Origin of the sequence: Prosthecobacter dejongeii (genome assembly GCF_014203045.1) — a bacterium.
Lineage (GTDB): Bacteria > Verrucomicrobiota > Verrucomicrobiia > Verrucomicrobiales > Verrucomicrobiaceae > Prosthecobacter > Prosthecobacter dejongeii.
On sequence record NZ_JACHIF010000001.1, the window covers coordinates 174,762 to 200,464 of the forward strand.

The 25,703-nt window shown below is 55.8% G+C and carries 21 protein-coding genes; 12 read left to right on the forward strand and 9 right to left on the reverse strand.

Annotation, left to right across the window (positions count from 1 at the left end; genetic code table 11):
* Positions 1 to 422: 422 nt before the first annotated feature.
* Positions 423 to 1,631, forward strand: a complete 1,209-nt coding sequence (locus tag HNQ64_RS00530) for a class I SAM-dependent RNA methyltransferase (protein ID WP_184204334.1) — start codon at positions 423 to 425, stop codon at positions 1,629 to 1,631.
* On the opposite strand, the gene HNQ64_RS00535 is transcribed toward HNQ64_RS00530, so the two are convergent.
* From HNQ64_RS00535 to wrbA, 3 genes are all read right to left on the reverse strand, one after another.
* A complete protein-coding gene (locus HNQ64_RS00535) occupies positions 1,632 to 2,528 on the reverse strand; it encodes a metal ABC transporter substrate-binding protein (RefSeq protein ID WP_184204335.1) in 897 nt (298 codons plus the stop codon).
* A gap of 79 nt (positions 2,529 to 2,607) precedes the next feature.
* On the reverse strand, positions 2,608 to 3,885 hold the full coding sequence (locus HNQ64_RS00540) for a hypothetical protein (RefSeq protein WP_184204336.1): 1,278 nt from the start codon (positions 3,883 to 3,885) through the stop codon (positions 2,608 to 2,610).
* A gap of 138 nt (positions 3,886 to 4,023) precedes the next feature.
* Positions 4,024 to 4,623, reverse strand: coding sequence for an NAD(P)H:quinone oxidoreductase (gene wrbA / locus HNQ64_RS00545; RefSeq protein WP_184204337.1), 600 nt, complete (start codon positions 4,621 to 4,623; stop codon positions 4,024 to 4,026).
* A 261-nt stretch (positions 4,624 to 4,884) separates the two neighbouring features.
* Here wrbA and HNQ64_RS00550 point away from each other — a divergent pair, with 261 nt between their 5' ends.
* The 3 genes from HNQ64_RS00550 to HNQ64_RS00560 are packed head-to-tail and all read left to right on the forward strand — an operon-like array spanning position 4,885 to position 6,469.
* Positions 4,885 to 5,562, forward strand: coding sequence for a histidine phosphatase family protein (locus HNQ64_RS00550; RefSeq protein ID WP_184204338.1), 678 nt, complete (start codon positions 4,885 to 4,887; stop codon positions 5,560 to 5,562).
* A 27-nt stretch (positions 5,563 to 5,589) separates the two neighbouring features.
* Positions 5,590 to 6,018: a ribose 5-phosphate isomerase B gene (gene rpiB, locus HNQ64_RS00555; protein WP_184204339.1), complete on the forward strand. Its 429-nt coding sequence runs from the start codon at positions 5,590 to 5,592 to the stop codon at positions 6,016 to 6,018.
* A gap of 7 nt (positions 6,019 to 6,025) precedes the next feature.
* Entirely contained in the window at positions 6,026 to 6,469 is a 444-nt protein-coding gene (locus HNQ64_RS00560; RefSeq protein WP_184204340.1) for a YiiD C-terminal domain-containing protein, read from the forward strand.
* 102 nt (positions 6,470 to 6,571) lie between these two features.
* Here the strand turns inward: HNQ64_RS00560 and HNQ64_RS00565 are convergent, their stop codons facing one another.
* Both HNQ64_RS00565 and HNQ64_RS00570 read right to left on the reverse strand, forming a co-directional pair.
* Positions 6,572 to 7,390 (reverse strand): SGNH/GDSL hydrolase family protein, encoded by an 819-nt coding sequence (locus tag HNQ64_RS00565; RefSeq protein WP_184204341.1) that lies wholly within the window; start codon positions 7,388 to 7,390, stop codon positions 6,572 to 6,574.
* An 18-nt stretch (positions 7,391 to 7,408) separates the two neighbouring features.
* The gene (locus HNQ64_RS00570) at positions 7,409 to 8,689 is read right to left on the reverse strand and encodes a Gfo/Idh/MocA family protein (RefSeq protein ID WP_184204342.1); all 1,281 of its coding nucleotides are present in this window, start codon (positions 8,687 to 8,689) and stop codon (positions 7,409 to 7,411) included.
* A gap of 147 nt (positions 8,690 to 8,836) precedes the next feature.
* Here HNQ64_RS00570 and HNQ64_RS00575 point away from each other — a divergent pair, with 147 nt between their 5' ends.
* From HNQ64_RS00575 to HNQ64_RS00595, 5 genes are all read left to right on the forward strand, one after another.
* Positions 8,837 to 9,625, forward strand: a complete 789-nt coding sequence (locus HNQ64_RS00575; RefSeq protein WP_184204343.1) for a class I SAM-dependent methyltransferase — start codon at positions 8,837 to 8,839, stop codon at positions 9,623 to 9,625.
* A gap of 74 nt (positions 9,626 to 9,699) precedes the next feature.
* A complete protein-coding gene (locus HNQ64_RS00580) occupies positions 9,700 to 10,233 on the forward strand; it encodes a sigma-70 family RNA polymerase sigma factor (protein WP_184204344.1) in 534 nt (177 codons plus the stop codon).
* Positions 10,230 to 11,684, forward strand: a complete 1,455-nt coding sequence (locus HNQ64_RS00585; protein WP_184204345.1) for a LamG-like jellyroll fold domain-containing protein — start codon at positions 10,230 to 10,232, stop codon at positions 11,682 to 11,684. Before HNQ64_RS00580 ends, HNQ64_RS00585 begins: the two co-directional genes overlap by 4 nt.
* 2 nt (positions 11,685 to 11,686) lie before the next feature.
* The gene (locus HNQ64_RS00590; RefSeq protein ID WP_184204346.1) at positions 11,687 to 14,461 is read left to right on the forward strand and encodes a PSD1 and planctomycete cytochrome C domain-containing protein; all 2,775 of its coding nucleotides are present in this window, start codon (positions 11,687 to 11,689) and stop codon (positions 14,459 to 14,461) included.
* A complete protein-coding gene (locus HNQ64_RS00595) occupies positions 14,458 to 15,924 on the forward strand; it encodes a DUF1501 domain-containing protein (RefSeq protein ID WP_184204347.1) in 1,467 nt (488 codons plus the stop codon). The genes HNQ64_RS00590 and HNQ64_RS00595 overlap by 4 nt, the downstream gene beginning before the upstream one ends.
* Positions 15,925 to 15,955: 31 nt before the next feature.
* Here the strand turns inward: HNQ64_RS00595 and HNQ64_RS00600 are convergent, their stop codons facing one another.
* The 4 genes from HNQ64_RS00600 to HNQ64_RS00615 are packed head-to-tail and all read right to left on the reverse strand — an operon-like array spanning position 15,956 to position 20,473.
* The gene (locus HNQ64_RS00600; RefSeq protein WP_184204348.1) at positions 15,956 to 16,174 is read right to left on the reverse strand and encodes a DUF4266 domain-containing protein; all 219 of its coding nucleotides are present in this window, start codon (positions 16,172 to 16,174) and stop codon (positions 15,956 to 15,958) included.
* 17 nt (positions 16,175 to 16,191) lie between these two features.
* Positions 16,192 to 17,166 carry an FAD:protein FMN transferase gene (locus HNQ64_RS00605; protein ID WP_184204349.1) on the reverse strand — a complete coding sequence of 325 codons (975 nt, stop codon included), beginning with the start codon at positions 17,164 to 17,166 and terminating at the stop codon, positions 16,192 to 16,194.
* Positions 17,167 to 17,176: 10 nt separating this feature from the next.
* A complete protein-coding gene (locus HNQ64_RS00610) occupies positions 17,177 to 18,361 on the reverse strand; it encodes a DUF3570 domain-containing protein (RefSeq protein ID WP_184204350.1) in 1,185 nt (394 codons plus the stop codon).
* 21 nt (positions 18,362 to 18,382) lie between these two features.
* Positions 18,383 to 20,473: an immunoglobulin domain-containing protein gene (locus HNQ64_RS00615; protein ID WP_184204351.1), complete on the reverse strand. Its 2,091-nt coding sequence runs from the start codon at positions 20,471 to 20,473 to the stop codon at positions 18,383 to 18,385.
* Between the two features lie 283 nt (positions 20,474 to 20,756).
* Here HNQ64_RS00615 and HNQ64_RS00620 point away from each other — a divergent pair, with 283 nt between their 5' ends.
* The 3 genes from HNQ64_RS00620 to HNQ64_RS23840 all read left to right on the forward strand — a co-directional run bounded on the left by HNQ64_RS00620 (position 20,757) and on the right by HNQ64_RS23840 (position 25,553).
* The gene (locus tag HNQ64_RS00620) at positions 20,757 to 21,740 is read left to right on the forward strand and encodes a GDSL-type esterase/lipase family protein (protein ID WP_184204352.1); all 984 of its coding nucleotides are present in this window, start codon (positions 20,757 to 20,759) and stop codon (positions 21,738 to 21,740) included.
* 293 nt (positions 21,741 to 22,033) lie between these two features.
* Positions 22,034 to 23,707 carry a 30S ribosomal protein S1 gene (rpsA, locus tag HNQ64_RS00625; RefSeq protein WP_184204353.1) on the forward strand — a complete coding sequence of 558 codons (1,674 nt, stop codon included), beginning with the start codon at positions 22,034 to 22,036 and terminating at the stop codon, positions 23,705 to 23,707.
* A gap of 325 nt (positions 23,708 to 24,032) precedes the next feature.
* Positions 24,033 to 25,553, forward strand: a complete 1,521-nt coding sequence (locus HNQ64_RS23840; RefSeq protein ID WP_246430903.1) for an SGNH/GDSL hydrolase family protein — start codon at positions 24,033 to 24,035, stop codon at positions 25,551 to 25,553.
* Positions 25,554 to 25,703 lie beyond the last annotated feature (150 nt).

Consider the following 25,703-nt stretch of genomic DNA (forward strand, 5'->3'; position numbering starts at 1 on the left):
AACCCACCCTGATTATGCCCGGCTCTGGATGGGTAACGTTCTTGAGCGTGTTGGTGACTTTTCCGTCGAGACCTAGAATCTCAATTTTTTCCGCTCCAAAACGAAGTCTGGGGTAGCTGGTGAACGAGCACTCCCACTCCACATTGTTAAGGGCTGCCAAAAAGCTTTCGGTGCTTTGAAACGCGGAGTTGGACGACTGACCTTGAGCGGCCACCAAAGATACGAGCCAAAATGTCGTGATCACCATTGGGAGGATCAAAGAAAAAAATGGAAGTCTCATTGGTTAGGCCAAGGCTGCTGGATTAATCCGTCAACGTAAAGATTCTGATGCATTTACGTCAACTCTTAAACTTTAATACTCCCTGCCGCATCTGACCTCACCGCTCGTTTGACCTGTCCGCCGCCTCTGCTACAGGGTAACGATGGTCCCACGCAAGTTTGTCGCCCACCCCTTCGCCTATCACCAGGAACTCGATGTCCGCATTGATAACCTGACCAATGAGGGCAGCGGTGTCGCACGCGTGGATGGCTGGGTGGTCTTTGTCCCTTTTGCCCTGCCTGGGGAGCTGGTGCGCTGCCGCATCTACAGGAATCACAAGAACTACAGCAATGCAGACCTGGTGGAAGTGCTGGAGCCTTCCAGTGAACGCGTGACTGCCCCCTGCCCTCTTTTTGGCACTTGCGGTGGCTGCCAGTATCAGCACCTCGATTACCCGAAACAGATCGAATGGAAACGACGCCAGGTGGAGGAATTGCTGAAGCACATGGCAAAGATCGAGCACCCCGTCCTGCCCGTCATCGCCTCTCCCAAGCAATACGAATACCGCTCCAAAATCACCCCCCATTTTCACAGACCTAAGGCGGGAGAAATCGGAGCCATCGGCTTTCTGCGGGTGGGTACACGCAATGCGATGGTGGATGTGGAGCAGTGCCCCATCGCCATGCCCCAGCTAAATGAACAGCTCACCGTCGTCCGGGCGGAAGCTCGGGCAAATCAGGAGGCTTTTAAAAACGGAGCCACTTTACTGATGAGAGCCGCCGTGAATGGCGTGCTGACGAAGGCCGACCAAATCGCCATTGAGCAAGTGGGCGAGGTCAAATTCGAATTCCAAGCGGGCGATTTCTTCCAAAACAATCCGTTCATCCTAGCTGACTTCGTTGGTTATGCGGTGGATGAAGCCAAGGCGGCAGGTGCTCAATATCTGGTGGATGCTTACTGCGGCAGCGGCCTTTTTGGCATCAGCGCCGCTCGTCATTTCCAAGAAGTCATCGGCGTGGAGCTTTCCGAGAGCGCCGTCCGCAAAGCCTCGCACAATGCAGAAATCAATGGCCTCACGAACTGCCGATTTCTAGCCGCCGATGCCCGTGAGATCTTCAAAGAAGTCCCCCATGCAGGCAAAGACACAGTGGTCATCATTGATCCCCCACGAGCGGGCTGCAGCGAGGAATTTTTGCAGCAGCTCTTTGCCTTTGATCCCAAGCGTGTGGTTTACATCTCGTGCAATCCCGCCACTCAGATGCGTGACCTCGTCCTTTTTCATGAGGCTGGTTTTAAACTAGAAAAGGTGCAGCCGTTTGATCTCTTCCCCCAGACCAAACACCTGGAGTGCGTAATGACGCTGAGCCGTTGATTATTGAGGAGCTAACGCCGCAACAATGACGCGTACGTTGTGAGCCAGCATGGTCTCAAAGGTATGGGCGTGTGCTGACGTGCCATCGGCAACGAGCGGCTCCCCCGTCTTCACCCCAGTACTGCGGACGATCTCCGTTAGCACTTTGGGATTCGCCTGATCCTCAGGGAAGACCGCTTTGATCTTGTTATCACGGATGGCCTGAATGGTCTGGGCAATATACTGAGCCGAGATGTCGTCGCTGCGGCCAATGCCCAGCATGGGGATGGTCTTAAACCCGTACTCTTTGCAAAAGTAACCAAATGCCGCGTGAGCTGTCACCAGTTTCCGATCTCCGCGCGGGATGCGTGAGATCTCTTTCTGCGCCCAGCTTTTGAGCTGCATGAATTTCTCCCCCGCTGCTTTAGCTCCAGCTTCGTAGGCCCCCTCATTCACCGGATCTAGCTGGCTCAGTTCACCAGCGACGATGCGGGCCGCACGCTTCATATTTTCCGCGCTGTGCCACCAGTGTGGGTCCACACTGCTTTTGGCATGAGCCGGGCAGCAGACGAAGATTTCATTCTTAGGGTCTAACAAAAGGGAAGGAATGAGCCGCCCCACTTCTACGATCTTCACACCACTGCCTACGCTGTCACGGAGCTTGTCCAAATAGGTTTCCAGATGCTTGCCACAGGCGAGAATCACTGGCGCACCTTTCATGGAGGCGATATCCCTGGCCGAAGGCTCAAAGTGATGCACATCCCCACCAGCTTTCATGATCTCAACAACCTCAACATGGGAACCACCGACTTGACGGGCAACATCTGCCAGGATGGGGTGCAGCGTAGCCACCTTCACCGCCGCCGGGGCGCTGAGGCTAAAAGCCAAGAGAGAAAGAAGGGGAATGAAAAATTTCATGACAGTGAAAAGGACAAGACACCTTGCCACCAAGGTGCCCTGAAAGAAACGATTCTTAACGCAAAATTGTTGCCAAAGATCAGCGCACCTCGGGACCACCCCAGGCGAAGCTCACCTGAGCCCAAACTGCGTGATCTGTGCCCCGTTCATTGGAGTTGTCATAGTTGTATTGCAGGCGGAAGCGAAGCGTGCGTGCATCGTTCGCATACCAAGTGATGCCAGGGCTGACTCGAAAACGAGAATCCTGCGCCGTGTCTGCATTCCCCGCCACGTATTCCCCACGCAGGCCTAGCTCCAAGTTATTTGGCAGGCCGTAGAGCAGACTCAAGTAAGCGCCAAAGTCTTGTTGAGTCTCCGGATTGCGTCCTTCCACAAGTTCATCCTCGACCTTGTAACGATTGAACATGGCCTCCGAGCGAACCCGAAAGTAGCGGCCTCCAGGATCAAAGCCATTTTCACGCCATTGATACTCCGCATGCACACCATAGATGCTCGTGCGGTAACCGGAGACGTTATCCGCCCATGCCCCCGAGATGCCACCGCGGAACTGATTAAAGTCATTGTAGTTGTAAACGTTCGTCCAGTTGGCCACCAGCATGAATTCATCTTCACCGAAGAAGGCTTCCTCAGCCGCATAGCGTGCTTCTCCCTCTTCTTCATGCTCATGACCATGGTCATCTTCTGCTTGCGGTGCCACCCCCAGAGCGACATCAAATTGAGAAGTCCACGGCAGTGGCGCTAACCAGGTGATCTCCGCCCCAATCGTCGTCATCGAGTCTTCGCCCAAGATCCGGGTATTCACCAAATACTGATCAATCCAGTCAAACCCGTGAGGATGGTACGTATTCTGAATGCCGAAACGATTGTAAACTCGGCCCCCGCGCACCTCGAAGCCGCCAGGGAGATTTTTAAACTTCCAGAAAACTTCTTCAAAGATCGGGTCAATCCGCCCACCAGTCACTGCCGCTGCATACGTGATGAAAAATTCATTGTACTCATCCAATCGCCCAGAAAGAGAAAACTCGATATTCTGAAACGTCACCGCGTCTCTTTCCTCGGGGTCGTGATGCCCGGCACGCAGCTCTTCTTGTTCCGTCGAAGCGGTTCCAAAAGCTGTATCCAAGTGCATGTGGGGGAAAATCTTCCCTGCCAGACTCACATCCAGGCCCGTCAACCAATCAGCCTTACCGTCCATCGGCAATACCACGGGCGCAGACATGGCGCTGAAAGTGGAGTACTCATATTTTTGCCGCTGCTGGGATTCAAATTGGGCGGATGTCTGAGCCCAGGCCGAACCTGAAATCAAAAAACCAGCGGCCAAAACTGTAGAAAGAAAAGGAGCAACGGGAGGATGCATGGAGGTCAATAAAGCAATGAACTTGCATTAACATCAAGTCGTTTTCACAACTTTTTTGCATTTGAATACGCCACAATAAAACCCACTCCTGACTCAAGAGTGGGTTACGCTGCTACAAAAAATTTAAAGGAAGCTCGCTTAAGCTGTCAATTTTGCCGTGATACTCGCCACATGCTTCCCCTGAAAGCGGGCTAGAGAGAGCTCTTTCTCGCTTGGCTGGCGAGAGCCATCGGCTCCAGCAATGGTCCCTGCTCCATAGGGACTACCGCCACGGACTTCACTGATGTCTGTCAGCTCAGGCGCAGAATAAGGCAGGCCCACATAAATCATGCCGTGATGTAAAAGAGTAGGAATCGTGGTGAGGATGGTGGATTCATTGCCGCCGCCCGTGCCAGTGCTGGTAAAGACGCTTCCCACTTTACCAATGAGGGCTCCTTTCATCCAAAGACCGCCGGTTTGATCCAGGAAATTGCGCATCTGGGCCGCCATGTTTCCAAAGCGGGTCGGAGTGCCAAAGATGATGGCATCGTATTCAGCCAGTTCAGCTGGCGTGGCCACGGGGGCATTTTGATCCAGCTTTGCTCCTGCTTTTGCGGCCACGTCAGGTGGCATGGTTTCAGGGACGCGCTTCAGAGTGACTTCGACACCCTGCACCGCACGGGCACCTTCAGCGATGGCATTGGCCATGTTTTCAATGTGACCGTAAGTGGAATAATAGAGAACAAGGAGCTTGGACATGATGTTTTAAAGTTTAAGTGACTTCGACAACACAACGATCCCTGGATGTACCCAGAATGCTAATACCCAACCGTCAGTCTCAGCCCTACTTTTAGGCATAACCATCTCCAGTCATAGCAGCGCTAATAGATTTAAATTTAACCCAATCTGCATCCAGTCCACCTTCCATTGTCGCACAAGAACCACCTTCTGCGGGCTTTTCATTTGCAGATGTGAGCACCCGGCGTCTGGTCCTGAAAGTGCTATCCATTCGCGACGCCTATGCCCATCACACGCATCTACCTCATCCGCCACGGAGCCACCATCCTGACCGCCGAGGACCGCTTTGCCGGCGCTACCAATGTGCCGCTTTCCGATGAAGGCCGCCATCAAGCCACCACGCTTTCCCAACGCCTGGCTCCTTTAAACATCGCCGCCGTTTATGCCTCTCCCCTGGACCGCACCCTGGAGACGGCCCGCATTTTAGCTGGACCGCACCATCTGGAAGTAAATCCTCGTGATGGGCTCAAGGAAATTTCCCACGGACATTGGGAACAAATGACTCGCCACGAAGTCGAAGTACAGTTCCCCCAAGAAGCCGCCGCCTGGGATGAAGATCCATACACCTTCGCCCCTGAAGGGGGTGAAAGCGGCCTCGCCGTCACGGCGCGCGCTCTGCCTGCACTGCTCGATATCGTGCGCCATCACGAGGGACAATCCGTGATCGTGGTCTCACACAAGGCCACCATCCGCCTCCTGCTGAGCTCCCTCCTCGGCTTTGATCCGCGCCGCTACCGGGACAATCTCGATCAAGATCCAGCGGCCCTCAATATCGTGGATTTTAAAGATCCCGTACGGGCTCGCCTAATGCTGTTTAATGACACCTCCCATTATGCAGAAGGCAGCCTCAATAAACCTGAATCTGCCGAGGCTCGTCTTTCCAAGTGGTGGACGCATTGAGACACACCTAACTAATTTTCATTCATCATGAATATCGCCATTGGCTCCGACCACGCCGGCTATCGCTATAAGCAAGCCATCATCTCTCACCTGGAAAAGTCTGGGCATCTCGTGACGGATTTCGGCACGCACTCGGAAGAGTCCACAGACTACCCCAAATTCATACGCCCAGTGGCGGAAGCCGTGGCCGCCGGAAAGTATGAACGCGGCATCGTCCTCGGAGGTTCCGGGAATGGCGAAGCCATCGCGGCCAACCGCGTCAAGGGCATCCGCTGCGGTCTGTGCTGGAACCTGGAATCCGCCCGCCTGACTCGGCAGCACAATGACGCCAACGTGCTCTCCCTGGGCGAACGCATGATGGATCTGGAGATGGCTTTGCAAATTGTGGATCTTTTCCTGAACACTCCTTTTGAGGGAGGCCGCCATCTGGCGCGCATCCAGCAACTGGACACCTGAGCCGCCTATGAACGATGACCTGCTGCGTGAAACGGAGCACTTTCTTCATGAGCAGATTCCCCTCACTCGCGCCATGGGGGTAAAGGTGGAAAGTTACGATGGCGGAACGCTGGTGATCACCGCACCGCTGGAGCCCAATCACAACCACCTCGGAACCGCTTTCGGCGGCAGCCTTAGCGCCATCGCCACTCTGACGGGATACAGCTTGCTATGGTTGATGTTAGGTGATCGCACAGCCCACATCGTCATCCGCGAAAGCACCATCCGTTATCGGCGGCCCGTGCGTGGGCTTATTCGTGCCTTCTGCCAGCCACCCGATGGTGCCACAATCCGTGAATTTAAAAAGCTGTTTGCTGAGGCAGGCAAAGCACGCCTGAATCTCCAAGTCACCATCCAGGAAGAAGGGCAAATTTGCGTAGAATTCAGCGGCGAATTTGTGGCGATAAAATAAGGTTTTTTCGCTTTTTTTGACTATGCCTAACTAACTCAAAAAAACATTTCAGCACACAAACAGTGTAGAAAGGAGATAGGCAAATGAATCGGAACTCCCCACTTATTTCTTCATTTTCTCACGAATCATTTTGGCTAAATACTGAGCCGTTTCATCGCCAATGACGTGATAGCCCGCCAAGTTCGGGTGACGGTCGCCGAACCAACCTGGCAGTTTACCAAAATGCGCATCCAATTGATTGTCCATCACCAGTACTTTGGGTGGATTTTCAGCCACAAAAGGTTTGACCAATTCATGATATTGAACTGGGATATTCTTCAGTTCATAGCGCCTGTAATTCAGCATGTTAGGCCCTTCTTTCAGCGCCTGCGCATACCTGGGATAAATGTCAAAAAGCGGTAACCTGTGCTGTAAAGCCACTTTCCGATTCAGGGTGTTAATCTCGTTACACTTTTGCGAATCCATGTAAGGAATGACCGTCATGATCACAAGTTGCGCGTTCGGATGATCCTGGCGCATCCGGCTGATCAGTTCGGCATAGTCTTGGGTAAAGTTTCCCGCAAAGTTCTCGCGCCGGGCATAGTCGTTGATGCCATACCGGATGAAGATGTAATCTACTCCTGGAAGTTTCGCCATCTGCTTATCATAGCGTCCCGAATCCAGCAGCCTGCGGACGTATTCACCACTCAGGCCAAGATTGATCACGTTGCATGGTGGCAGGTCTTTTTCAGCCGCCAATAAAACACGAATCACTTCTTCCAAATGAGGCCCTTTAGGACTGAGTTTGCGCGGGATGCTTCCCTCCGTCGTGCTGTCCCCGACCAACAGCACTTGCAGCTTCCCCTCATGCTCCGCCTTTGCCGAGACAAAAGAAAAAAATAGTCCCAACAAAGCCACACCTAACATGGAGTATGTTTTCATGATGGATAAACTTTAAGCTCAGATCTTCCAAGCATCGCGCATCGGTCGCATCAGCAAGGCATTGGCCTCATCATTCCCCGTGAAGGCTTCGGCTTTCGGATCAAATTTCAGCCCTTTTTGCAGCTTGGCCGATATAGCACCTAGATGGCAAATCGTGGCCGCACGCTGAGCGATTTCTGCCGGGGCTGCTGTGCGTTCTCGAGAAATCACAGCATCAATGAAATTGCGGTGGTGATGCTTGGAGACATACAGGCGTGTATCGCCTTCCTTCATCTTGATGCGCAAAATGTCGATAGAGCTGGCCTTCAGTGTCTCAGCTTCCGTGAATACCCAGCCTTCACTACCGATGAATTTAGTGCCGTAGGTGGCCGCATCTTTAGTGCTGAACATCGAGAGCTTTAGCCCATTAGCGTAACCATATTCGATGCGGTACTCCTCCGGCGCATCGTAGAGCCCCTGCGCTCTGCGTTTCACCTCCATCGCCTCCACCTCAGTCGGTGTAGTGTCATCCATGCCCGCGCCCCACTGGGCTACATCCACAAAATGTGCGCCCCAGTCTGTGATGTATCCTGGCGCATACTCGTCAATCCAGCGGAAGTTAAAATGACAACGCGCTTCGGTATAAGGCCGCTCAGGAGCACTCCCCAGCCACATGGCATAATCCAGATGTGGCGGCACCTCCTGCGGACCTTCCAACCCGGTGTAACCGCCACGGATGGCAAAAGTCCCAGGCACACCCACCTGGATCTCTTTGAGTTCACCGATGTAGCCATTGCGCACCAGTTCACAGGCCATGCGTACTTTAAGGCCGGACCGTCTCCAAGTACCACATTGCAGCACCCGTTTGTTTTCCGCCACCGCCCGGCAGATGGCCCGCCCTTCGGCAATGCTAGCTCCCAAAGGTTTTTCAGAAAACAGGTCCTTCCCCGCCTTTGCGGCCTCAATCGCCACATTCGCATGCCAGTGGTCAGGCGTGGCATTCATCACCGCATCCACATCCTGGCGCGCCAGCACTTTGCGGTAGTCCTTATAGCAATCTGCAGGTGTCAGCTTGGCTAGGTTCATCGCTCGTTCGCGGTGCTTGCCATCCACATCGCAGATGGCCACCACCTGCACTCGTTCATCTGCCAAGAAGGCTTTCAGGTTAGCCGTCCCCTGCCCGCCCACTCCGATGCAGGCCAGACGGATCTTGGAATTGGGCGACACTGCACCCGCACGACCTAAAACAGCAGCAGGCAGGATCAGAGGCGCAGCACTTTTCAGAAACTGGCGGCGAGAAAAAGAATGGTGATCTGACATTCATTCAAAACGGAAATAGAAGGTTCCATTCATCACCTCTTTGTGACCAACTTTGGAACTGCTATGCTGTAATGGCTTGGCTAATTTCGGGCGGATCATAAGAATGTCTGACAACTGATTTGGAAGCCTCTATAAGCCATTGAATCAATGCCTACTGACCACCGCGACTGGTACGACACCCCGCTTTATTACGACATCATCTTCGATGCCGATACCCCGCGCGAAGCCACCTTTCTGGAAACCGTGTGGACCATCTTTGGTGAAAAGAGCCGCACCCGCCGCCTGCTGGAACCTGCCTGTGGCAGCGGCAGACTGGTCATCGAAATGGCCCGGCGCGGCTGGGACGTCTCCGGGTTTGATGGCAATCAGCGTATGCTCGATTTTGCCCTGGAGCGGCTAAAAAAAGAAGGTCTCAAAGCCCGACTATGGCCCGACTGGATGCAGAGTTTTAAAGCTCCAAAAAATGACCATTACGACCTCGCTCATTGCCTTGTCAGCACTTTTAAATACCTACATTCCGAGGCAGATGCTCTCGCCTGCTTGCAAAGAACCTGTGCCGCTTTAAAACCCGGAGGCATCTTCGTCTTAGGCCTGCACCTCAGCGACTACACCACCGCCAAAGAGGAACACGAACGCTGGAAGGCTAGGCGGGAAGACATCGAAGTGGTCTGCAATACCCATACCTGGCCACCCGACCGTAAAACTCGCCTCGAAGCCATGCGCACCCGGCTTAAAATCAGCCATCAGGGCCGCCGCCACATCCAGGAGACCCACTGGCAGTTCCGTACCTACGATGCCCGCCAGATGAAGGCGCTACTGTCCCAAGTGCCCGAGCTGGAACTCCAATTGTGCTACGACTTCACCTATGAAATCGAGACCCCGCGCAAACTGGACGACAGCTACCCCGACATCGTGCTCGTCCTAAAGCGGCGATGAATTAAATTTCTCTCAACCGTGAAATAGTTCGTTAAATCGGCCCGGCTTCAGGAAAAAAATCTTGAGAGCCCGCCATGTCGCCTGCCGAAATCGAAGAACACCAACGTTTCTTGCGCAGCTTAACAGCGCATGAGCCCGCAGTGCGTGCGTATGTTCGTCGGCTGGTGCCCTCCCGAGCCGATGCCGATGATGTCATGCAGGAAGTAGCCATCGTGCTTTGGGAAAAATTCAGCGAATTCCAAGAAGGATCCGAGTTTCGCCCCTGGGCTTTTGGCATCGCCCGTTTTAAAGTCCTCTCCTGGCTGCGCGACAAAGGCCGTGACCGCCTCGTCCTCAGCGAAGAAGTGGTGGACCTCATCGCAGAAGAAACTGCCCAGGATGAAACCCGGCTGGAGCGCCAGCGTCGTGCCCTAGAAACCTGCACTCAAAAACTGGAGCCCGAACAGAAACAGCTCCTCATGCAGGCTTATCAACCGCAGGCGCGGATTCAGCAGGTAGCCGCCATTAGCGGGCGTTCCGTCACGGGTTTTTATCAGTGGCTGCATCGGCTCCGCCGCTTGCTGGCCGACTGTGTTCAGCGTGAACTGGCCAAGGAGGATGCGTCATGAAGCTGGATGAACAAATTCAGCACTACTTGGATGGTCTAGCCACTGCCGAAGAGGTGCAGCAGCTCCAAAACATCTTGCTCACCCAGCCTGATTCACGACGCCTGTTTGCGGATCTAGCCAATCTAGACGCTGCCCTGGCCGAACAAGCAGCAGGTTGGGAATCACCAGTCCCAGCAAACTCTGCCAAGTCTCTACGGACACCCATTTCACATCTTGGGTTAGCTGCCGCCGCAGCCCTCGCACTCATCATCACTGGAACATGGTGGTTGCACAGCAGCAGAGCTGTCCATGCCACCGTGGCTCGTGGCATCGGTAGCAGAGTCTTTTCTGAAGGCATGCAAATTCAAAGTGCTGATTACAAAATGCAGGCAGGTACGGTGGAGTTCATCACTGCGCGTGGGGCGAAGGTAGTCATCGAAGCCCCGGCAAGTTTCCGCTTTGAAAATGACCAGCGGCTGCGACTGGAACGTGGCCGTGTGGCAGCAGATGTGCCGCCCTCGGCAAAGGGTTTTACCGTCGTCACTCCGACAGGCCAGGCTGTGGACCTGGGCACTCAGTTCGGCGTGGATGTGCCCCAACATGGCCAGGCTGAAATCCACGTCTTCAAAGGAGAGGTCATCGCTCAATCTACCAAAGGCGGCAAACGCCAGAGCCTGAAAGATGGCCAGGCCTACTCCCTAGAGTCCGGCGCCGGAGCCGCACGCGAGATTCGCTCCGCAGCCTTCATCCAGCCCGATGAAATGCCCGCCCTCCAGGCAGCTCTAACCTCTGGCCAGCGGGCGCGCTCAGATGCCGCCATGGCCGCTCTGCGACGAGACCCGGCCCTGATCACCCTACTGGATTTTGAAAATTCTAAATTGCCCCCGGGCACCTTTCGCATGACCCAAGGCCGCTGGCCCGGATCACATGCCCCCGAATTCGTCAATGTGGGCGACCACATGAAACTCAATGCAGGGGCTGACCGCTCCTGGCCCCGACTCACCCTCGCCGCCTGGGTACGGCTAGATCGGCTGGAAGCCCTCTACCAGTCCCTTTATCACACGGATGGCTGGGATGATGACAAACGTGGTCAAGTCCACTGGATCATCAAAAAGGACGCCACCATGAGGCTCGCTCTTAAACGCAATACTTTGCTTCCAGGCTCATCGGAGAAAGAAGGTTTCCCAGATTCAGCCACTCCAGTCCTGCCAGAGAAAGGGCGATGGGTTCACCTGGCCGTGACCTACGATGCTGATGCCAAACGCATCCGCTTTTACCTCAATGGACAGCTAGACAAAGAATGCCTCCAGGCTACCGCCCACCCTGCTTTGTTAGGGCCTGCACAAATCGGTAACTGGAACTCCCAAGACCGCAAACTGAGTGGTCGCGTTGACGAACTCATTTTGTTAGGCCGAACCATGACCGACGATGAAATTCGAGCGCTCTTTGACGCCGGCAATCCCTACCGCTAAAGATGAAGCCTCCCCTTCTTGCCTGGACCATCCTGACTGCCAACCTCATCGCCGGCCCCGTGGACTTTGTCCGTGAGGTGCGCCCGATTCTAGAAAAACACTGCTATTCCTGCCATGGACCAGACAAGCAGAAATCCGGCTTGCGTCTGGATATCAAGGCCGATGCTCTCCACGGTGGAGATGCCCATGCACCTAACATTGTATCTGGCAAAGCCGCACAGAGCCCACTCATCCAGTTCATCTCCACGGATGACGAGGACACTCAAATGCCGCCGAAAGGCGAAAGACTGTCCAAGCTTGAAGTAGATCTCCTCACCCGCTGGATCAATGAAGGAGCCACGTGGCCCGACGGTGTGGACACCGCCAAGACCGTGGACAAACGCGACCACTGGGCCTTCAAACCGTTGCCGCCTCAGCAAGGCAGCCTGGATTCCTTTATCGCGACCAAGCTTGCCGAAAAAGGTCTTCACCTATCTCCAGAAGCGGATCGCCGCACCCTCATCCGTCGTCTTCACCTCATTCTGCATGGACTACCCCCAACGCCTGAAGAAGTCGAAGCCTTCGTCGCAGACAACGATTCCAAGGCTTATGAAAAACAGGTGGACCGCCTGCTCGCCTCTCCGCGTTATGGCGAACGTTGGGCGCGCCATTGGCTGGATGTGATTGCCTTTGGGGAAACCCACGGTTTTGAAGTGAATACCCCACGCCCCAATGCCTGGCCCTATCGCGATTATGTGATCCAGGCTTTCAATGAAGACACTCCCTACCCTCAGTTCATCCTAGAACAGCTCGCCGGAGATACAGTGGGCAAAGATGCCGCCACTGGTTTCATCGTTGCCAATGCCGCCCTGCTCCCCGGTCAGATCGGCAAAGATGAAGAGTCCAAAGCCAAAGCCCGACAGGATGAACTCAATGACATGGTCAGCGTCACCGGTGGCGCTTTTCTTGGCCTCACCCTGCACTGCGCCCGCTGCCATGATCACAAATTCGATCCTGTATCGCAAGCGGACTACTACGGCCTGCAAGCCATCTTTTCAGGCGTCCGTCATGGGGAGCGTCCGCTGAAGTCAGCCGAGACACGAAAGTATGAGGAAGAAAACGCCACGCTGCTGCCACGTCTAGCCAAAGCGACTCATCGGCTGATCCAATTCGAGCCTGTCAGCTCAGCTCTTCAGGTTATGAGCCTGACGAGCAACGATGCTCAACAGCCTCTAAGGCCGCCAGTTCACACTCACAGAAACATAGATCGTTTCAATCCGATTCCAACTCAAAAACTGCGCTTCACCGTCCTGGCCACTTCCGAGAACAACCGCTACGAACCCTGCCTGGATGAACTAGAAATCTACAACACCGCTGGGCAAAACATCGCTCTCGCTGGACAAGGGGCCAAGGTCACTGCCTCACCCAGTTGGGACAGTGGCAAACATCGCCTCATTCATCTCAACGACGGCCAGTATGGCAATGACCGCAGTTGGATCAGCAAGACGAAAGGCGCAGGCTGGGTACAAGTAGAATTTCCCAAGGCCGAAAGCATCGAAGCCATCGTCTGGGGACGGGACCGATTGGATGAATTCAGCGACCGATTGCCCATCCAATATCGTGTCGAAATCTCCAACGCCGGGGGCACTTGGCAGCTCGTTGCATCTTCTCAAGATCGCCTACCTTATCCCGGTCCCAAGGCCCGCCTGTCCCAACCCGAGCCGCAGGATGCCAGCAAGGTGTCTGCTTGGCATGAAGCCCGAGGCGAAGTGAGTGCACTGGAGAGCAAACTCAACACCGCCAAGACAGGCCCGATGGTCTATGCAGGCCGGTTTGAACCTGCGCCCCCCTCGTTCCGCCTGAATCGGGGCGATGTTACCCAGCCGAAGGAAGAAGTCTCGCCCGGCGCTGTCTCCGCACTCGGCGCTCCCCTGAATCTGGACAAAAACGCGCCCGAGCAAAAACGTCGCATCGCCCTTGCCAAATGGCTTGCGGATCCTGCCAATCCCCTTCCTGCTCGTGTGCTGGTGAATCGCCTGTGGCAACACCATTTCGGCGAAGGCCTCGTCAACACGCCTAACGACTTTGGCCGCAATGGAGCTCTGCCCACGCACCCAGAACTGCTTTCCTGGCTAGCCTCCGAATTCATCCACAGCGGCTGGAGCATCAAGCACATGCAAAAACTGATCGTCATGAGCCAGACATGGAGACAGAGCAGTGCACCACACCAAGATGGCCTAACGGCAGATGCTCAAACTCAGCTTCTCTGGCGTTTCCCACCTCGCCGCCTGGAGGCGGAGGCCCTGCGAGATGCCATGCTCACCGTCGCAGGCACCTTGGATCTCAAGATGGGTGGCCCTGGTTACAGCGCCTTTGCACCTAACAACAACTACGTCCGCGTGTATGATCCTAAGGCCGAATTCGGCCCCGCCGACTGGCGACGCATGATCTACATGACCAAAGTCCGCGTGGCCCAGGACTCCACCTTTGGCAGCTTTGATTGTCCCGATGCGGGCCAATCCCAGCCCAAGCGCCCCCGCTCCACCACCGCCATTCAGGCCCTTAGCCTTTTCAACAGCAGCTTTGTCAATCAGCAAGCAGAGATCCTCGCCACCCGGTTGCAAGGCGATGCAGGCAAAACACCCGCCCAACAGATTCAGCGTGCCTTTGCCCTCACGACTCAGCGCCAGCCCTCTACCGATGAAGTCCGCGTGTGTGAATCCCTCATTCGAGACCACGGCCTGCCAGCCCTCTGCCGCGTGCTGCTGAATGCCAACGAATTTCTCTTTGTGCCATGACTCCCCCACTCTCCACCAACGGTTTGGGCCTGCTGAATCGTCGCAACTTTCTCTCCAGCGCAGCCGGCCTAGGCCTAGCCACCCTGCTAGGCGAAAATAACTCCTTGGCCAGCACGAGGCCCATCCATCCGGCCATTGATCCCTCCAATCCACTTGGCGCACGCAGCACTCACTTTGCGCCCAAGGCAAAGCGCGTGCTCATCCTCTTCTGTTCAGGCGCCGTCAGCCACCTGGATTCATGGGATTGGAAACCGGAACTGCTGCGCATGGACGGCAAGCCCATGCCGGGTGCTAAAGAAAACTTCCTCACCTTCCAGGGCGAGAACGGAAACCTGGTTAGGCCTCTCTATGACTTCAAACCCCGTGGCCAGACTGGAAAAATGGTGTCTGACCTCTTCCCCCATCTCGCCTCAATGACGGATGACCTCACCTTCATCCACTCCATGACGGCCAAGTCCAACACCCATGGTCCAGCGGAAAACCAGATGAGCACGGGCTTCATCTTCGATGGTTTTCCCAGCCTCGGCTCATGGGTCAGCTACGCCCTCGGATCTGAGGCAGAAAACCTGCCCGCCTACGTCGCCATTCCCGATCCACGCGGTGTCCCCCAGGCAGGCGTGAACAACTGGGGCAACGGCTTTCTTCCTGCCCTTTTCCAGGGCACTGCCTTCAATTCCAGCCGCCCCATCTATAACCTCGCCCGGCCCGAGAAAGTCTCCGCCGCCAGCGACCTCGCCGCCCGCGATGTTCTAAAATTCCTCAATGAAAAGCACCTGGAAAAATTCCCTGGTGATACAGAACTCGCCGCCCGCATCGCCAGTTACGAACTCGCCGCCAAGATGCAACTCTCTGTACCTGAAGTGAGTGATCTTTCCAAAGAACCCACCAGCACTTTAAAAGCTTATGGCGTGGACGATCCCAATCCCGTCAAAAGTGGCTTTGCCAAAAACTGCCTCCTCGCACGCCGCCTGCTCGAGCGCGGAGTTCGCTGTGTGAAACTTTACAATGGTGCCTATGCCATGGGCGAAGGCATCGGCAACTGGGACGGTCACCGAAAGCTGAAGGAGCAGTATGACAAACACGCGCCCATCTTTGACCAGCCTGCTGCCGCCCTGATCCGCGACCTCCGCCAACGCGGCCTATTAGAGGACACCCTCGTCGTCTGGTGCACCGAATTTGGCCGCATGCCAACCTTTCAAAAAGGCGCAAGTGGCCGCGACCACAATCCACAGGGCTTCACCGTCTGGATGACAGGCGCGGGGGTAAAACCCGGCGTCAGCTATGGAGCCACAGACGAACTTGGCCACAAAGCCGTTGATAAAATCACCACCATTTACGATTTTCACGCCACCATCCTGCACCTCCTCGGTCTAGATCACGAACGCCTCAGCTACTACCACAACGGCATTGACCGCCGCCTCACCGACGTCCACGGCCATGTGATCAAAGCCGTGCTCACCTAACAAATAATAACTCCGCTCTCGTATCTCGATCCTAGTTACAGCCACATCCGCCCCCGCCGATTCCCCCGCCGCCAAAACTTCCTTCACGAGAAAAATAAGCGTGCTGTGTCATCGTCAGCAGCAGCGGATCCAATCCTGGATCCATGAGTGGATCTGCAAAATGTTTCCGTTCATACGGCAACACCCGGACAAAGTGCTGACTGCAACTGCAAAGAGTGGAACCAACGAGAACTAAGAGGAGCATTTTCATGACAGGTGGATAGGTATTCAGGGGGTGCCGCGGACCTGATGCTGGATAAAATTGGAGGTAGCTATTTGGCCTTGCTCATTCTGCAGGCAGGCTTCCACGCCTGGGGCTGACTCGGCAAAGACCATGCCCTCACGCCAACCCAGAACGAAGATGGAGGTGGCATAGATTCCTGCCACGACGCAACTGGATGCAAGCACGGTCACCGCCCTTAACCCGTGCCTCACGGGCCATCCCGTACGAGGATCTAAGATGTGGCCATAGCGCTCCCCCTCGTGCTCAAATCTTCGGGCATAGTCACCGCTCGCACACACCGCATACCCAGAGACAGCTAGCCCGCCGAGGCAATTCTCCGGGCGCACACCATCTTGGATACCGACATGCCAGAAAGGATGCTGACCATTACCTCCTAGAGCGAAGATGTCACGACCAAGGTCCACCAGAATATCGAGAATGCCATGCCTCTTCGCGATAGCGATGACCTGATCCACCGCATGTTCTTTCCCAAATCCCCCAAAGTCTAGGCCCATACCTTCACGCGGAAGAAAGATTCCTCCTGGGCGACGCTGAACATCCTGCCAGCGAGATAAGTCTCGTGCTTTTTCAACATCCGTTTTTGCAGGCATACTCTCACGGGCTTTTTTCCAATCCCACACCCGCAGCAGAGGCAGCATCGCAGGATCAAGGATACCATTCGTGAGGCGATACATCGCCTCTGCCAAGTCGAGGATTTGATCCATTTCCGCATCCGTCTCGACCCAAGATTTACCAGCAGCAGCATTGATCCGGGAGACTAGTGAATCTGGCCTAAAGTGGGAAAACTTAGCTTCGAAGGCTTGGATCCAGCCGAGCGCTTCCGCAACGAATTGCAGAGCTATTTGATCCGACGACTGCCGAAACAGTAAGGCGCAGTTTGTCCCTAGGGCTTTGAATTCCACACGCCGCACTCCATGGGCATCAGGCGGTAACGGGGGACTGGGTAAAAACGTGCGCATGGCCTAAAGTTCAAAACTGCACCGTCACCCCCAAGGTCCAGATGTTCGCCTTCGGGTAAGCAGCAGCAGGTGCGCGCTCACTCGCAGCTCCGGTTCCCCTCATTGCATAGTGCTCATAGGTCAGAGATAGGGCCACATTTTCACTCAGTTGGCAGCGCCCCTTCACGCCCAGACTGAGACTGCTCAAGGATGAAAGCCGATAGTCAGCCGAGTAATGGGGACCACGCCCCATGGGATATTCCTGTGGTCTATTCACACCGCTCACCTCGTCCAGCGTGTTGTAAAAAAAATCCGCCGCCGTCTGCTGGTAATGGCGGAAGAATGGGGTGATCTGAAATTTGTTTCCCAACTTCTGCCGCCATTCGATCTGCAGGCTGTGCGAAAGGACGCCATAGTCGTCATAAGAGATCCGGCTCACGGCATCCAGGGACGCTTGAAAGCGTGTTAAATAGCGAGTGGCCTGCAGCTGGAAAACACCGCGCAGACGACTGTCGGGTCGGTTTTCACGATACAGAATATCCACCGGAATGTCCGTGATGACACCACCCACCGGCAGCGTAAAGATGTCGGTTCGCTGGATGCTCTTATAGGAGTCGTTCAGATAACCTTCGGCATACCCCACCGTCATATTTGCCGTGAGAATGGTTTTTTTGTCCAGCAATTGGCTGAGACCGATGAAGGCATCATAGCTGGTTTTATCCTGTTCTTCGAGCCCCACCACACTCACAAGATCACTCACATAGTTGAGCCCTAAACTGAGCGTGGTATTCTTTTTATTGAACTCCCACTTGTCGCTCAAGGCGATGCCCCGAGACAGATAGTCAGACTCGTCACTTTGCGAGATTTCTAACTCGATCCTGTGATCGCCGACCTGCTGAGAAAGCGCCACCAGCACACCATTTCGCACATCCTCCAAATCCGCCAAAAACGGCTGGAGACTCCCCGGTTGCGCCCCTGTTGGGGAGGCCCCTGAAATGGCATCGCGCAGCAATTGAAAACGCAAGCTCGTGTCCGGAGTGAATTCTACCTCTCCTCGGAAATACCACGACTCCACCTGAATGCGTCCGTCGGATTCATCATACAACTGATAGCTCGTGTCTGAGCGAAACCCCTCCGCAGCGGACAGCGATAAAGTCGGCAGCAGGAGCGGCAGAGCCGACACTGAAGCTAAAGGGGGCGGCAAAAAACGCGACATGAGATAGCGGAGCTCTAGAGATCAGCGGGCTGGCTCACCACGAACCTGAATCAGTTCCACCCGACCCGAGAGAATGGCGGTGCGATTGGCCGCTTGTCCGGCAGTCGGCAACTGCGGTAACAAGAAGCTTCCCTCAGCCCTGAGGTCTCCATCGGAACCGCGAATCACTTGCCCCTTAAAAGCCACTTTATTGCGGGTAAACGTCCCATCGACCAAGCTAAATTGACCGCTCAGCGCCCCTGTAGCCGGATTCAAATTCAGTGAGACCCGACCCGCATTCTCCAATGCAGGAGGCAGCAAGAATTTCCGCGTTTCCGCCCAGACCACATCCAGGTCTGGATTGGTCAAAGACGTGTGGATTTCCCCTTCAGAAAAATGCAGACTTACCACACCCGTTTCGGGCAGTCCCAGCACCACATGTCCACGGCTTGCAGGGGCTAAGTAGGCCCCTTCGACCTCCACATTCACAGGTCCGAACCCTCCCGGATAAGCCAGCTCATTCACCGCAGGTTTCCGCCAAGTCAGATCGCCACGAATGACATTGCCAAAAAAAGGCACCTGCGGCTCTTCGGTAAGATTCATCTCCCCCTGAAGAGAACCGCCGCCACGGTAAAGTCCCGTGTATAACCAGAACTGGCCCTGCGAACCAAGAAAAGCAGCCGAGGAAAAAGCCTGCCCATCAGCCGTCCGGCCCAAGACAGTCAAGCCACCATTCGATCCCACGATCATGGTCAAAAATCCTGTCCCTTGGGGCAGCGTGACCACTCCATGATCGCCGACATCAGCCAGTCGGAGAGCTGCCGAATAATAACCTGCCAGTGACTCCGCAGGCCGGAAAGTGGCGTGGTACCTTGCCCTCCAGCCATTCACCCCCGCTGTGCCTAGCACACCCGTCATCTCACCGGTCTCGGCATTCAGAGAAAGCTGCAAGTCTAGGCCCCCAACCTTAGCCGAGATCTGAGGTGCGGCAGCTTCCAGCCGACCTTTGACTGAATACGCCACTGCCCCGGCACGAGCAGCCCCGCTTGAGGAGGTCGTAGAAGCCCTGAGCGTGTATGAGCCATTCGAAGTCGTCGTCAGAGAAACAAAACCACCGAGCCCTCGATTGCTAGCCGCATCCCGCTGGATCAATCCACCAAAAGTGCCCACCAATCCTTGGCTTAGAGCCTTTACCACCAAAGGAAAGCTGACAGGCGGGCTACTGCTACCACCACGAGCAGCCCGAACCTGCACCTGGAAGACGCCGGAAACCTCAGGCCGTCCTGAAATACGCCCCGTCACCGCATCTGCACGCAGACCTCTCGGCAGGCCCGTGAGGGTGAAGCGACTCGGCTCTCCGACAGCCGTCACCGTGTGAGAATAAGTGGCTCCCACAGTCGCGGCAGGGAAAACCGCATCCACAACCTCAGGCGGGGCTGGCTGCACGGTAATCTGGGCTGTCCGGGAATTCACCGTCGCCAAATCACTGCTTACCCTTACCCAATAGTTCGTTGTCGTTTCTAGGGCTGGAGTCGTGAAGGTATTTTCATCCCCACCCACAGGCAGCGATTCATCCCCGCTCACCCCCTCATACCATTGGTAGCTCAAAGCCTCACTGCCACTGGCTTGGATTGCCAACGTCACTGACTGGCCAAACGCCACCGTTCGTGAAGTCGGCTGGACCGTGATGCTCACTCCAGCTTGGCCTGTGATGGAGACCGTAAAATTCCGGCCAAATCGGTCGGGGCCATGCGTCGCTACCAACCGGATCGGAAACGTTCCAGACTCCAAAGGTTTCCCTACCAACGCAGCGATACCTTCCCCGCTGTTGTAGGTGAGCTCCATGCCTGGCACCTCCCCACTTTCAAGCTCCCACCCGAGCGGTGGTGTCGGCGTGCCGGTGATCTGGAAAATGGCCGTTAGATCTCCCCCTACTCGCCCCGTAACGGTGGAGGCACCTCGGCTCGGTGCGAGTTGCACCAGAGTCGTCGCTCCAGCGACTCGATCATAAGCTCCCAGCCCGGCCACCACCGTGATCGCGGTCCGGAGACTCCCAGATGAAGCCAGTGTGGAAATCAAATTCACCTCTGGCAGCAGCACCTGCGCCGCAGGTGTCCGCTGAAACAGCAGCAAAAGAGAGCTAGCACGGTTTAAAAAAAGCCGGGATTTTTGGACAACCGAACTGCGAAATAGAATGCTGCAGACTCCGGCTTTTCCACGGTTAGAGCCATGCTTCAGACTGGGAGCAGCGAGACAGCGTAAAAAAAAATGTATGGCGCTCATATCCGCCATGTGAGGAGGCCCTTGTTTTTTATTCCCAAGGAAAATCATCGGCCATGAGGCGAGTAAACAAGCACATGAGCGCCATGATTCACCTCTGGACATCTCGCACCGCATCATCTCAAATACGCATCGCATGATTCGGACCGCCACCCTCACCGCCGCCCTGGCCTGCCTTTGCAGCGGGACGCACCTCCTCGCTCAGGACACCCCACCTCCGGCTGCCCCTGCTGCTGCCACGGCGGAGAAAGCTGCCTTTGAATTTAAGGATGGCGACCGCCTCGTCCTCATCGGCAACACCGTCATTGAGCGCGAGCAACGCTATGCGACCCTTGAGCCACGCCTCGCCCTGGCCCTTGGCGAAACCAAGGTGACGATCCGCAATCTCGCCTGGAGTGGGGATACTGTTTACGGCCACGCCCGCTCCTACTTCGGCCCCCCAGAAGAGGGGCTCGAACGCATGGCCAAGCACCTGGAACTGCTGAAGCCCACCGTCGTCCTGCTTTGTTACGGCTCTGAAATGGCCTTCGAAGGCCTTAGTGACCTCCCCCGTTTCCTCACAGGCTACCGCAATCTCCTCGCCCTCATCCGCAAGCAGGCTCCAGGCGTCCGCATCATCATCGCCACACCACCGCCTCTGGAAAATCTGCCGCCACCGATGCCTGACCTGACGGATGCCAACAAAAACCTGTCCAGCTTCCGTGATGCCCTGCGCAAGTTCGCCGGCTCCCAAAACACCTATTTTGTGGACTGGTTCGAGCTCATGGGCGGCATGCCCAAATCTGGTCAGACCGCCAAGCCCCTTACCGAAAACGGCGTCCACTACACCCGCGAAGGCTATCAGAAGCTCAGCACCAAGCTTGTCCAAGGTCTCGGCCTTACCCCACCGCAGATCTCCGAAGCTGAACTCGCCAGCATCCAGAAAGAAGTCCTGAAAAAAGACGAACTCTTCTTCAACCGCTGGCGCCCCCAGAACGAGACCTACCTCTTCGGCTTCCGCAAACACGAGCAGGGCCAGAACGCCAAAGAAATCCCCATGTTTGACCCCCTGATCGACCAGGCCGACGCCAAGATCCAGGAACTCAAAGCCGGGCTCCTCTCCAGCAAAAAAACGCTGTAATCAGCCCCTGCTTGGCATTCCAGCCAAGCCGAGGAAGGTGAGATGCCAGCACATTAGCCACCACTGGAGGCAAAACGAGCCTGCACGCATGGAGAGCCCAGAAGGGCGGGAATTCAGCTCTTGTCGCATATTAGGCCCGTCTTTCCCCTTGCGATTCCCCGATCTCCCCCGATTATGGCGGCCCTTTTGTCCGGTGGCCCTCTGGCCGCGCGGGACATCAGCCCGACGCAGCCCTCAGGAGTGGGAGGCCGTGTTCGGTTATCAACAGAACACTCCTAACCCGAAAAACATACATGAGCGCAGCTACTCTCGCGGAGATGATCGCAGGATCCTTCCGTGAACTCTCCGAAGGATCCATCGTTAAAGGCCGGATCCTCGAAATCAAACCGCAGATCGTCCTCGTGGACATCGGTTACAAATCCGAAGGCGCCATCCCCGCCAACGAGTTTGAAGATGAAGACATCCAGGTCGGCGACGAAGTCGAAGTCCTCCTCGAACGTCTCGAAAACGATGAAGGCATGGTCGTCCTCTCGAAGGAAAAGGCCGCCTACAAACAGAACTGGGAAAAAATCGCCTCCGTGTTCCGCGATGGCGGACTCGTCAAAGGCAAGGTCAAATCCGTCGTCAAAGGTGGCCTCATGGTCAACGTCGGCGTCGAAGCCTTTCTCCCAGGCAGCCAGATCGACATCATCCCGCCGAAGGATCTCAACGAGTACGTCGGCAAGGTGTTCGAATTCAAGATCGTCAAGATCAACGACGACCGCAAAAACATCGTCCTTTCTCGCCGCGAAGTTATCGAAGCCGAGCGCGCCGAACAGCGTCAGAAGTTCCTCGATTCCGTCAACCCTGGCGACAAAGTCGTCGGCGTGGTCAAGAACATCACCGACTTCGGTGTGTTTGTGGACCTCAATGGCATGGACGGTCTCCTCCACATCACAGATATGTCGTGGGGCCGCCTGAACCATCCTACCGAAATGGTGGGCATCGGTCAGCGCCTGGACGTCGTCATCCTGGAAGTGAACCGCGAAAAAGAGCGCGTCTCCCTGGGCCTCAAGCAGCTCCAGAACAATCCTTGGGAAAACATCGAAGCCCGTTACCCTGTTGGCCAGACCGTTCGCGGCAAGGTCACCAAGCTCGTCGCTTACGGGGCCTTCTGCGAAGTGGAAGAAGGCGTCGAAGGCCTTGTTCACGTCTCCGAACTCTCCTGGACCAAGCGCATCGCTCGTCCTTCCGACGTCCTTCAGGTCGGTCAGGAAATCGAAGCTCGCGTCCTTGGCATCAACAAGGAAGAGCGCAAGATCAGCCTTGGCGTCCGTCAGCTCGAAACCAATCCTTGGGACGATATCGACGTTCGTTACCCAATTGGCACCACGATGACCCGTCCGGTCCGCAACCTCACCGCTTACGGTGCGTTCGTGGAACTGGAAGAAGGCATCGACGGCATGATCCACGTGTCCGATCTCTCCTGGACACGCAAGGTCAACCATCCTTCCGAAATGCTCAAGAAGGGCCAGGAAGTGGAAGCCACCGTGCTCGGTATCGACAAGGCCAACCAACGCATCAGCCTCGGCATGAAGCAGCTTGAGACCGACCCATGGTCCGAAATCGACGGCCGCTTCAAAGTCGGCGACGTCGTCAAGGGCAAGGTCGCCAAGATCGCCTCCTTCGGCGCTTTCGTGGAACTCGAAGGCGACATCGACGGTCTGGTTCACATCTCCCAGCTCAGCGAAGATCATGTGGCCAAGGTCAAGGACGTCATCAACGTCGGCGACGAAGTCGAAGCTCGCGTCATCAAGGTGGACAAAGTGGAGCGCCGCGTCGGCCTCTCCATCAAGGCCATGAACTACAGCGAAGCCGAAATCCAGAAGGAAAGCCAGGCTTTCGAAGCCCTCCGCCCAAGCACCGACCTCGTCGGTCTCGAGCAGGCCTTCAAGTTCGCCACCGAAGACTGGCGCCCAGGGCAGTAATCGCCCCCGGCAACAGCCTCAAAAAAATCACGGAGGGACGTCACAAGACGTCCCTCTTTTTTTGTATCTGCAAACCAACCCCGCTGCTCGCGAAGTGTCGCTCCATTACCTTGTACGACAAGCCCACCGCTCCCAGCCCCAAAGGGGCGGCACAACAAAGCCCAGGGCAACGCCCTGGGTAAATACGAACAATACTCCTATGGAATCAAAAGCCCTGTAAGGGCGAGGCATCTCTTTCCCCCTGGCTCAAACAAGGCTCCACACCACCCTTGTAAAAACACACGGGCAAGACCCACTGCCCATCTTCCGTAAATTCTGCTTCCCAATGCGTCCTCTCTTTCGCCTCATCCCCGCTCTCTTCCTTCTAACGCTCAGCGCCCACGCAGCGGAGCCCACCAATGCCACGGAGGCAGCCGCACAAAAAGCCGCAGCCGAGAAAAAGGCCGCCGACCAAAAGATCACCGCTGAGAAGTTCGCTGCGTGGAAGGCCACGCTCTCCCCCGAACAACAGGCCTGGGAAACCGTTCTGGAGCAAAACCTCGGCATGGGCTTTTACCTGCCCATTTACCAGGCTGAAAAGCTGGCCGGCAAAGTCACCGCCTGGGATTACGTGAAGGACGATCCCAAGCTGCCGCGCGTGCTACTCATCGGCGATTCCATCTCCCGGGGCTACACCCTGGCCACCCGCAAGGCCCTGGCTGGTGTGGCCAATCTCCACCGTGCTCCGGAAAACTGCGGCCCCACCGCCAATGGCTTGAAAAAGCTCCCCGTCTGGCTCGGCACAGGCAAGTGGGACATCATCCATTTCAATTTCGGCATCCATGATCGCAAAACCCCGCTAGCGGATTACGAACAGCGTTTGGACAGCCTCGCCACCCAGCTCAAGGCCACCGGAGCCAAAGTCCTCTGGGCCAGCACCACCCCCGTCGCTGAAGGCGGCATGAAGGACGCCACGAATGCCGACCTCATCGCCCGCAACGAAGTCGCCGCCCGCGTGATGCAAAAACACGGCATCGCCATCAACGATCTCTACGCCTGGATCGAGCCCGACCTCGCCAAATTCCAAAATCCCAAAGACGTCCATTTCAGCGGCCCCGGTTATGACCGTCTGGCCGAACAAGTAGCCGCAGCCATCGCCAAAATCATTCCCACCCTCACCTCCGTCAACACCGCCATCCTGCCCATGAGCAAGCTGGAAAAAGACGGCTACGGTTGGGAGGAGCGCCACGCGGAAATCCTCAAGATCAAAGACACCGTCAACCCTGAAATCGTCCTCATTGGCGACTCCATCACCCATTTCTGGGGTGGCCTGCCGGATGGAGCTAAAATGGGCAACCGGGGGACCGAAACTTGGCAGTCCCTCTTCGGCAGCCGCCGTGTGCTCAATCTCGGCTTCGGCTGGGACCGCACTCAAAACGTCTTGAAGCGCATCCAGTTAGGCGAACTCGACGGCCTCAAGCCCAAGGCCATCGTCATCCACATCGGTACCAATAATTTGGCCAAGACCGTGAACGCCCGCGACAACACCCCGGCCGAAATCGCCGAAGCCATCGGCCTCATCATCGAAAAAGCCCAGGCCAAGTGCCCCGGTGCCCAGGTCATCCTCATGGCCATCTTTCCTCGCGGCAAAACCGCTGCCGACCCGAAACGCGCCATTTTGGCAAACATCAATCAGCGCCTCGCTCCTCTAGGCCAAAAACCCGGCGTCACCTTCCTCGATATCACCGCCAAATGGCTGGAGCCAGATGGCTCCATCTCCAAAGACATCATGCCAGATGCGCTGCATCCCAACCAGAAAGGTTACGCAGTCTGGGCCGAGGCCTTGAAGCCAGTGCTGCCAAATTAAGCCATCACGGGATGCACATCGGTTAGGGAAGCAAGTCCATCAAGACTTCTTTCTAGTCCACTTAAGGGGATCTTCAAAAATTCCCCAAGGAGTTGAAAATGAGGAGTTAGCCTACCCACAGCCTAACAAAAATGGGGATTGACGTCATTC